The 2,183-nt window shown below is 68.5% G+C and carries 2 protein-coding genes; both read right to left on the bottom strand.

Features of this window, described 5'->3' with window-relative positions:
• Nucleotides 1-61: 61 nt before the first annotated feature.
• A complete protein-coding gene (istB, locus tag E5679_RS20675) occupies nucleotides 62-862 on the bottom strand; it encodes an IS21-like element helper ATPase IstB (protein WP_138419428.1) in 801 nt (266 codons plus the stop codon).
• On the bottom strand, nucleotides 859-2,118 hold the full coding sequence (gene istA / locus E5679_RS20680; RefSeq protein WP_138419429.1) for an IS21 family transposase: 1,260 nt from the start codon (nucleotides 2,116-2,118) through the stop codon (nucleotides 859-861). The genes istB and istA overlap by 4 nt, the downstream gene beginning before the upstream one ends.
• Nucleotides 2,119-2,183: the final 65 nt, after the last annotated feature.

A 2,183-nucleotide genomic window follows, 5' to 3' on the forward strand; every position in this document is an offset into this window, starting at 1 on the left:
TGTCAACGACTTCTGAATTTTGACCCCCTGGCGACGTCTGAATTTTGACCCCTCGCGAGGCTTAGCTGTTGGATGCGCGGTTCTCCTTGGCGAGGAGTTCTCGGCGCTGGCGGGTGCGGTAGGAGTCGCCTGTGAGGGTGAGGACCTCGGCGTGGTGGACGAGCCTGTCGATCATCGCGGCGGCTACGACGTCGTCGGAGAAGGTCTCACCCCATCGCCCGAAGGGCAGGTTCGAGGTGACCATGATCGAGCCCTGCTCGTAGCGGGAGGCGACGAGCTGGAAGAAGAGGTTCGCGGCGTCCTGGTCGAAGGGGATGTAGCCCACCTCGTCGATCACGATGAGCTTGTAGCGGCGGATCTTCTTCAGCTCCGCTTCCAGGACTCCGGCGTGGTGCGCGGCGGAGAGGCGGGCGATCCAGTTGTTCGCGGTGTCGAACAGGACCGAGTAGCCTGCGTGGGCGGCCTTGACCCCGAGTCCGATCGCGAGATGGGTCTTGCCGATCCCGGGAGGGCCGAGAAGGATCACATTCTCGGCCTTTGCCACGAAGGTTCCGGTGGCCAGGTGCGCGAGCAGGTCCCTTCGCAGGGATGGGAGGTGGTCGAGGTTGAAGTCCTCGAGAGTCTTCACGGCCGGGAAGTGCGCGGTGCGGATCCGCATGGTCGTGCCCGCGCTCTCGCGGTCCGCGAGCTGGCGCTGCAGGACGGCTGCGAGGTACTCCTCGTGCGACCAGCTCTCGTCGCGGGCGTGGGCGGCAAGCTCTTCCCAGACCCGCCCGATCGTGGGGGTCTTGAGCACTCTGGTGAGGTAGGCCATCTGGGAGGGGAGCCCCTCGGCTGGTTGAGGGGCCGGTTGGCTGGTCATGGGTTCGCTGCCTCCTTCGTCGAGGGATCGAAATCGACGCCGAAGAGGGCGTCGTAGTCGGGCAGTGCCCGGATCTCCACCGGATGCCCGTCGGCGTGCTGGCGCGCCGGGGCGTTGCGATTCTGGCGCTGCTCGGCAAAGCCCCTGCGCAGCTGCTGGGCGATCTCCCGGTGCGCGGGGTCGGTCAGCAGCTGCTGCTTGGCCCACGAACGCCGATGCCGGGCGACCACGCTGCCGTCGCAGCGGACGAGTACCTCGGCCGGGGACGCGGTGACCTCCACGAACCTGCCGATCACCCTCGGGTCCACCGAATAGTCGTTGGAGTCCACCCGCACGTAGTAGTCCCGAGCGAGCCGCACCCGCAGGCTCAGGCCCGTTGCCGGGGCCACCGGCGGCAGCGGGAGCATCCCGAGGTAGTCGGCCTCGAGCAGGTCCACCGGCCGCCCGCGGATCGAGCGCACCGTCCGGGCGTTCGCCCGCGGGAGCCATTCGGCCAGCTGGGCGTTGAAGTCCTCGGGCGAGGAGAACTCGCGCCCGGGCAGGAACGAAGTCTCCAGATACCCGTTCGCGCGCTCGACCATGCCCTTGAACTCCGGGTCGCGAGGCGGCGCCAGACGGATCCGGGAGGCCAGAGTGCCGGCGAACGCGGCGGCAGGGGCCGTAACCCGGCCCGTGCCGCCGATCGCGGCCTCCCGGTCCCAGACCAGCGTCCTGGGCGAGCGTCCGATCTGCCTGATCAGGGACCACATGCCCGAGAGAATGTCCCCTCCCTGCCGCGAAGGGATCATCTCCGCCAGCAGGAGCCGGGAGAACCCCAGCGTCATCACCAGCACCGGCAGCACCCGCTGCTGCCCCGGGGCCACCGGGATCAGCGGCTCCGGGAACCACAGGTCACACTGGGCCACTTCCCCCGGCCGGTAGGAGACCCGATCCGCCGGATCGATGCCCTGGTACTCAGGCCGGATCGCGGCGACCTTGAGCTTGAGCGGGGTCATCGAATACGGCCAGTCGATCCGCTCCGCGATCACCGTCGCCGGCATCCGCGGGAACCGCTGGAGCAGGAAGCGGATCTGCGGCTCGAACGCATCGGCCACCGACCCGCGCGGCACCCGACGGTACTCGGGCGGCCTGTCGGACTCCAAAGCCGACCGCACGGTGTTCCGTGCGACCCCAAGCCGACGCGCGATCTCCTTGATAGGCACGCCCTCCGCGCGATGCAGACGACGGATCTCGGCCCAATCCTCCACTCCCAACACCCTCCAAGCGTCGCGGAGGGGGTCAAAATTCACGCGACCCCAGAGGGTCAGTCTTCACGAGTCGC

This window comes from Sinomonas gamaensis, from assembly GCF_005876955.1.
Lineage (GTDB): Bacteria > Actinomycetota > Actinomycetes > Actinomycetales > Micrococcaceae > Sinomonas > Sinomonas gamaensis.

Bases quoted from the DNA above. Each gene is read 5' to 3' on its own strand.
- istB (WP_138419428.1), bottom strand. From the start codon at position 862: ATGACCAGCCAACCGGCCCCTCAACCAGCCGAGGGGCTCCCCTCCCAG.